General features: G+C 49.3%; 7 protein-coding genes. 4 read left to right on the top strand and 3 right to left on the bottom strand.

Annotated features, from left to right (window positions below; all coding sequences use genetic code 11):
- Positions 1-10 precede the first annotated feature (10 nt).
- A complete protein-coding gene (locus OXN25_22805) occupies positions 11-769 on the top strand; it encodes a TIM barrel protein (GenBank protein ID MDE0427696.1) in 759 nt (252 codons plus the stop codon).
- Here OXN25_22805 and OXN25_22810 read toward each other — a convergent pair whose 3' ends face one another.
- Complete coding sequence (locus tag OXN25_22810; protein ID MDE0427697.1) at positions 770-2,023, bottom strand: hypothetical protein; 1,254 nt, start codon at positions 2,021-2,023, stop codon at positions 770-772.
- Positions 2,024-2,087: 64 nt separating this feature from the next.
- Positions 2,088-3,146, bottom strand: a complete 1,059-nt coding sequence (locus OXN25_22815) for an LLM class flavin-dependent oxidoreductase (GenBank protein ID MDE0427698.1) — start codon at positions 3,144-3,146, stop codon at positions 2,088-2,090.
- Positions 3,147-3,433: 287 nt separating this feature from the next.
- Here OXN25_22815 and OXN25_22820 point away from each other — a divergent pair, with 287 nt between their 5' ends.
- From OXN25_22820 to OXN25_22830, 3 genes are read left to right on the top strand one after another with little or no spacing between them, the layout of a single operon-like run.
- Positions 3,434-4,627, top strand: coding sequence for an ABC transporter substrate-binding protein (locus tag OXN25_22820; protein ID MDE0427699.1), 1,194 nt, complete (start codon positions 3,434-3,436; stop codon positions 4,625-4,627).
- Between the two features lie 3 nt (positions 4,628-4,630).
- Positions 4,631-4,891, top strand: coding sequence for a DUF2283 domain-containing protein (locus OXN25_22825; protein MDE0427700.1), 261 nt, complete (start codon positions 4,631-4,633; stop codon positions 4,889-4,891).
- 36 nt (positions 4,892-4,927) lie between these two features.
- A complete protein-coding gene (locus OXN25_22830) occupies positions 4,928-5,971 on the top strand; it encodes a Gfo/Idh/MocA family oxidoreductase (protein MDE0427701.1) in 1,044 nt (347 codons plus the stop codon).
- Positions 5,972-6,030: 59 nt separating this feature from the next.
- Here OXN25_22830 and OXN25_22835 read toward each other — a convergent pair whose 3' ends face one another.
- On the bottom strand, positions 6,031-6,987 hold the full coding sequence (locus OXN25_22835; GenBank protein ID MDE0427702.1) for a T9SS type A sorting domain-containing protein: 957 nt from the start codon (positions 6,985-6,987) through the stop codon (positions 6,031-6,033).
- Between the last annotated feature and the right edge of the window lie 190 nt (positions 6,988-7,177).

Raw genomic sequence — 7,177 nt, forward strand, 5'->3', positions numbered from 1 at the left:
GTAAACTTTGATGAGAACCTATCGGGCAAGCACGCTTCCCTTCTCCCAGTTCTCTTTGACGGAGTTCGTGGGTGAACTACACCAAGCGGGAGTATCTGCTATTGAACTCGCCCAAGTCCATTATTCAGATGTGGCAGCCGAAACTATTGCAACACTCCGAGACGAAACGGGCCTCCATTTCACATCTATGCTGAGCACGGTGGGGGTGGACGCGCCAGATGGGCTTGCAGCGTTAATCTCGATTCTCGACACTGCCCAAAGGCTTTCTATTTCAACAGTCAGTATCGCGAGTGGTGGCAATGAAACCGCCACCGCTCGTGAGATTGAAATAATCATTGATCATCTCAAGACAGTCACTGCTGAAGCAGCGGCGCGCAATCTGAACCTTATCCTCTACGCCCATGAGGGAAGTCTCGCCTACAACCTTGAACGCACGCAACACATCCTCAACGCGATTCCCTCTGACAATTTAGGCTTCTACTACAGCCCGTACCACTTTCATCGCGCTGGAGACGATCCTGTTGTCGCCTTGCGCGCCTTGTCAGAACGGTTGTCCAGTGTCTATTTCAACTGTGGTGTGGATTCAAAGACAGGCAGCGAGCCGTTTTGGGCACCCGAGATGGATTTTCGCGCCATCTGTCAGGAGATAGAACGCGTCGGCTACGCTGGGGAAATCATGCTCATCTATCTGGGATTGCAAGCGGAGACACCGCAACCGATTATTGAAGGTGTCGCAAACGCACGCGCGAAATTAGAAACTTATTTCTAATTACTGGCTCCCTTGCGAATCTTTCAATCTTTCCAATAGATCCGTCATCTCGGCGTGAATCTGTTCTTCAACCGATGGTAGTAATGCTAACCGATAGGGACCGCTGAGGGCGTGGTTCCGCGGTCCCGCTTCATAGCCCGCTCGTAACCCCAAATCGTAAGCCTTCTTGGTCGCAATGTAGACTTCGCTGCCGTTCGTATAGCCGAAGACAAAAGTATGTAAGAACGGCGATGTTTCGTCTACAAAGAGTTGATACGCCGAAAAGAGTTCATGAGATACGGACAGGAAACAGAGCGCGTCCCCAACAGCAAACGCACTCATGGGGAAGGGTAAGGTGCGTTTCTCACCGCTCTTCGCGACCTCTAACAGGGCAACGTAGCGTTCATCGCCAGGGAATTCTTCAATCAACTGCTTACATTCCGCAACCGAAGGCGGATCTCGGAACGGTAAATCGACGAGCTTTGAACACACTTTAAGGGGTGCGACAGGAACCTCTTTTGCTGTTTTCAAGGCTTGGTGTGTCGCAAAGGCGAGGGTGAATCCAGCGACATCGCAGGCATCGAAACCACCGCGCAGCGGATATCCGTTAATATCCGCTGCGCAGCCTTGGGCAAACAGCAAAACGCTTTCCGGCTTCAGATCCAAGAAATTGCGAAGATGTTCAACGGCATAACCGGGATAATCGGCACCCATCTCCTCGCTCGACCAGTGGACAATCACGGGGTGCGCAGCGTGTGAGAACAACACGGCGATGATTTGTCCATCTGTATCGTAAGCACCTAACACATCAACCCACGGAACAACAGAGCCCTCTGGGTTGGGTGCCATAATAATATAACCCTCGTCATTCATTATGCGGCGGTTGTAGCCGATTTGGACAGGCGCGCGTCCTGACCGCAAGGTTGCGGGTTCAAGGGCATCTACCGCATCTTTCACCAATTCAGCGAGACCGGTTGCTAACCACGCCTCGGACTCTTTCGTTATCCACCGTCCGTCAACCCCCGGTGCATTATGCGTATGGCTACAGTTGATGACGACGTGCGCTGGCGGTATGCCTGTGGCACCCTGGATTGCATCGAGTAGTACTTTGTTGTAGTGGAGCGGGAATTGCCCATAGTCGGCTGTTACGATAGCAAGTTGTTTTTCACCATCAGCGAGTACCAAAGCGCGAGCATACAACTCAGCATAAACATCGGGTTTGTCCTTTATGGAGGTAATCGTAGTCTCTGCTGCACCTACCATGAGGGTGGTCATAAGAAGTCTCCCGGTTTCGTCCGCTACAAATCGTAAAGGGCAACGGCACGCGGCGCGTGCCTGCTTATGTCAAATCTGTGAGTTGCGGCATCACTTCATTCTTAAGAAGCGTCATCGAATTCAACCATTGCTCCTTCGGCTCCCACTCGTGCCCCATGGCGAGCAAGACCCCAAAACCGCCGACTTCGTCGTAGAGTTCGCGCAAGCGATTCGCGACGTGATCCGGACTTCCGACAATCCACAAAGTATCCAATAGATGTTCGAGCGTCATATCTGCGTCGTCCATATCTGGATCGGGTTTGAAGTTTCCTGGGCTAAACAGGTTAAACCAATAGTCCCTAAAATCGCGTCCGAGCGTGCCTTCGAGTGCCTCTTTTCGCGCTTGCTCGGTGGTATCCGCAACGTAGACCTCGCGAGCAATACGCCACGTTGAACGCGAGGGCGATAATCCCGCCTGCTCTGCGCCTTCTTCGACCGCGTCCCAATGCGTCTTGATAACAGAAACATGTGCCAGATTAATGCTCATGGGAATCCAACCGCGTTCGCCAGCAAGAACGAGTGTATCAGATCTGGGTGACGATCCTGCCATCGCAATCGGCGGATGCGGTTTCTGGTACGGTTTCATGTGGACGCTGACAATGTTTGGGCGGTCTTCGGGAATTTTAAACTCCCAGAAATCGCTCTTGTAATGTCCAGGTTCTGGATCCGTCCAAATCTTGAGTACTGCTTCAATCCCTTCTCGGGTTGATTGCCGTCTGTCGCCGTCCGCCATGAACATTTCCGCATCGCTTGGTGTGGAACTTGAACCAACCCCCCAATGAAAACGTCCATGCGTCTGATGGTCCAGTTGTGCGATGCGATGCGCCACAACCGCAGGATTGTGTATCGGCATACATGTAATTCCCGTGCCGAAGATGATGTTTTCTGTCATCGCAGCCGCTTTTGCAATAAAGAGATCCGGAGACGGAATGTTCTCCCATGTAAACGTAAAATGCTCACCAACATAAGCTTCTTTATAACCCAACTCGTCCAAGACGACCATCTGCTCAATATCGTGATCGAGCGTTTTAGTGGTGTCGCTACCCGGGGGGTGTAAAGGCATTGTGAAAAAACCGAGTTCCATTTTTTAATTTTTCCTTGCGGTTCGGTCAGGTAAGTTTGATAGATAAAGGGTCTCTCCGTAGACCCGCCCTCCGCTACGCTTACGGGCTACGTGTTTAGGTATAACGGACACCCCTTCACCGAAAATCGACAACTGAGTGCAATTCCTAAATAGATATGTTTCGGTATGTTTCTAAATTTGACAAAACCTGTAGTGTCTGTTATTATTTTTCTTGGATAAGAGATTACCATAAACCTAAATATTTTTCAAATATTTTCTATTTTTTGCCAAAAGGAGAAAACCACAGTATGCGTGCGAGAATTTTCGCTTTAACCTCGGTTATCCTATCCGCTTTTCTAAGTATTTATCTATTCGGATGCGACCGTATCAGTCATGTCGTTCAACCCGACGCCGTCACGACTCCGATCGAAACGACTTTAAAAATCGGTGTCATTCAGCCATCTAACACTTTTACAACCTTTAGCCAAGGCACTGAAACCGCTCGTGCCCAAATTAATAGCAACGGTGGCGTGCTGGGTATGGAAGTCGTCTTTATCAGCCGAGATAATCAACCCGTTGCGACGGAACCACCGACTCCGGAAGCAAGCGTTAGTGCTGCGAAAGAACTTATCGATATGGAAAACGTTTTCGCACTCTTAGGTCCCGTCTATTCTACCAATGCTGTCGAAGTCGGTCCGATTGCGCAACAAGCACAACGGCTCATGCTCCCCGGCTCCAGTGGTGCAAATGTACCCGCAGCAGGAGATCACGTCTTTCTCATTACCGTCCCGAACCCATTTCAAGGGAAGGTGATGGCGGGTTTCGCAATGAACCCTGATGAACTTGGTGCTAAAACGGCAGCAACGATTATCGAGGAAGGCGATGTCTATACAATTGATCTTGTAGCGGCGTTTGAGGCGGCTTTTCAGGCAAACGGTGGAGAAATCGTCTATAGTGGTGCCTACACCGTAGGCGATACCAACTTCACTGGGCTGCTCACAGAAATCCACGAAACAATGCCTGATGTTATCTTCTGTCCGGGTTTCCAACCAGAAGTGCCATCGTTGATAAATGAAGCACGACAGATCGGTATCACAGCAACTTTCCTCGGCGGGAGTGCGTGGGACGACAGGGAACGCTTCCTTAGCATCTTAGCAGATAACACTGTATTGGACGGGAGCTACTATCCTACGAATTTCTCCGTAGCGACACAGGACGCAGATGTTCAAGAATTTGTAGGAAATTACATGGCACTGTTCGAGAGTCCACCGGACGGTATCGCTGCGTCGGGCTACGATGCAATGCGACTTTTAGCACAAGCGATAGAGACAGCGGGTTCGCTTGATCTTATGGCAGTCCGTGATGCGTTCGCAGCAGTCAGTGGCTACAAAGGTGCTACAACTATCTCTCATTATGATGAAAACCGTCATCCTGTCAAAAGCCTTGCACTCCAAGTAATCCGCGACGGACAGGTTGAGCTCTACAAAGTCGTGGAACCCTAAGAGATGAGTAGCCGCCAAAGTAGAATTAAAATCTTCTATGACCAAGAAGTTGATGTCCTTTATGTAACACGGGGCAACCCTAAATATACAGACTACGTTGAATACGCAGAGGATATTATACTCCGTTTCCATCCAGAAACAAAGGAGTTAGTGGGATTCACGCTTATTGATTTTTCGCGTCACTTTGCCAATAAAGAATCGGACATCTCACTCCCCTTTAATATTGATTTCCACATGTTCGATACAATAGATATGTCATATTAAAAACCGCTTTCACAGAAGAAGTAGAGGGACCTTTTTATGGCGAACCAACTTATCCAACTCGGCGTTGTTGGATGTGGATGGGCAGGTTGTCGAGCGATTGAAGCTGCGAATGCGACCTCTCGGCTAAACGTTATCGCAATCGCTGAGCGCGACCCGACCCGCCGAGCGCAGGCAGGCGATGACAATGCAGTACCACACCGCTATGCCGACTACCACGAGCTCCTTGACGATTCAACTGTTGAAGCCGTCTATCTCGCTACCAATCCAGACGTTAGAAAACAGCAGGTCTTGGATACGCTCAGTGCAGGCAAGCATGTCTTGGTACAAAAACCGCATGCAATCCGCGCACCCGAAATATTAGAGATGGCAGCAGCGGCGCAAAAAGCCGAGAAAACGCTGCAATTCTGCTATTTTATGCGTCATTTCCCAAACAATAGGAAGATTCGGCGCGCCGTCCTGAACGGGGCAATCGGCGACCTGTATCATGCCCGCATCTTTGGGAAATACAACTTTATTCCAGACCTTAACGCCAACAGTCGATGGTTACACGTCTATGGACAGAAAGGCGGTTCGTTAGGGCAACATTACTCACACGAACTTAACTTGACGTGGTGGTGGATGGGATGTCCGAGGCCGGAGTGGGCATTCGCTGCGAAACACGTGCTTTACCCGCAATACGACGGACCTGAAGGCGCAGCGGAGGACTATTTTACGGGTATCCTCGGCTGCGAAGGTGGAAAAACCATCCAGATTGATTGTTCCCGGATGAGCCATTCAGACTCGGCAAGCGTCGTTGAACTCTACGGCACAACTGGTGCAATTACAAACGGGGGTATCTCCCGATTCAAAGCCGGCGAATTCATCCGAGAAACCGTCGATGAACCCCTCGAAATTGATCACGGCGAACTTCCTGACGAGGTTCATGTCTTCTACTACGAACTCAATCATTTTGCCATGGCGATCGCCGGTGAAGTCGCCCCAGATGTCTCTGCCTCGGATGCTTATGTTTTTATGCAGATATTGGACGCGTTCTACGATAGCGCGAAGAGCGGTGAAAAAGTTTATATCGTCTCGGAGTAGCAATCCCGACTCTTCTACTGTAGGAGCGATCTCCGAATCGCGACTTAACCAATAATGACCTACTTCCTTATCAACATCTTACGCGTAGATGTATAATCACCAGCAGTAAGCGTATAAAAATAGACACCGCTTGCAACCCGTTCTCCTTGTGCATTTCGTCCGTCCCAATACGCTGCACGTGTGCGATGGTCATAGATGCCAGCAGATTTTTGTCCGAATGCCAATGTCCGCACTAACACACCATCAATCCCGTAGATATGTAGCGTCACCTCAGTCGATTCTGCTAAGTGAAACGGTATCCATGTCTCTGGGTTGAATGGGTTAGGGAAGTTCGCCAAGAGAACAGTTTTTTCTGGTAGCAAAGATGCAAGTAACGCTTCAAGTGTTGCGATTCCCCGTAGGAGTGTTTCATCTAAATACGTGAGTTGTTTTGCCTCATCAATCCATCTTTGCAAAGTTTCGGCAGTCATAGCAGCTGCAGGTGCGGCGGGTGCCGTTTCTAATGCTGCCATGACCAATGCTAAATCATCATTATCGACGACCCTATTACCGTTTACGTCAGGATTCGGATATGTATCTTCAGGTGGCGTTGTGCCGATAGTGGCAGCAACTAACACGAGGTCCATCACATCCACAATACCATCAGCATTCACATCTGCTGCAACATGATTTTCTGGTAAGACGACTTGTGCAGTAAGCGTAAGTGGCGTGATAACCTCTTCAGCAGTTGCCTGAATAGTAATGGTCCTGAGTTTCATGCCAAGGTGCAGGAAGGTTTTTGCGCGCCCCTCTGCATCGGTCGTAACAGTTTTATCTGTCAGTTCAGCCTCACCTTCTCTAATTGAAAAAGTAACGCTAACCCCCTGTTTAGGTTTATCATTCGCATCCCTATATTCTACAACAAAGGGTGCGGAAAGCGTGCTGTCTACAAGACCGCCCTGTTTATCACCAGCGATCAAATGCAATTCCGGGTGTGTGATGTTGTCAAACGTAACGACTATTCCGCTTGCTTGCATTGCAGGAATGTATATGCGAATAGATTCATTGCTTAAGGGATTTTTTTCAAGGCGTAGTCCCTCATCCCGCCACTCTACGCCTATCAAGTTTAGCCCTACTAATGGCGATATATCCGATACGGCATTCCAAAAAAGATCTACGTAGTGTTTACATTTTGTTAGCAGTGATCAATATAGCTGCGAAATAAAC

Source organism: Candidatus Poribacteria bacterium (assembly GCA_028820845.1).
GTDB lineage: Bacteria > Poribacteria > WGA-4E > WGA-4E > WGA-3G > WGA-3G.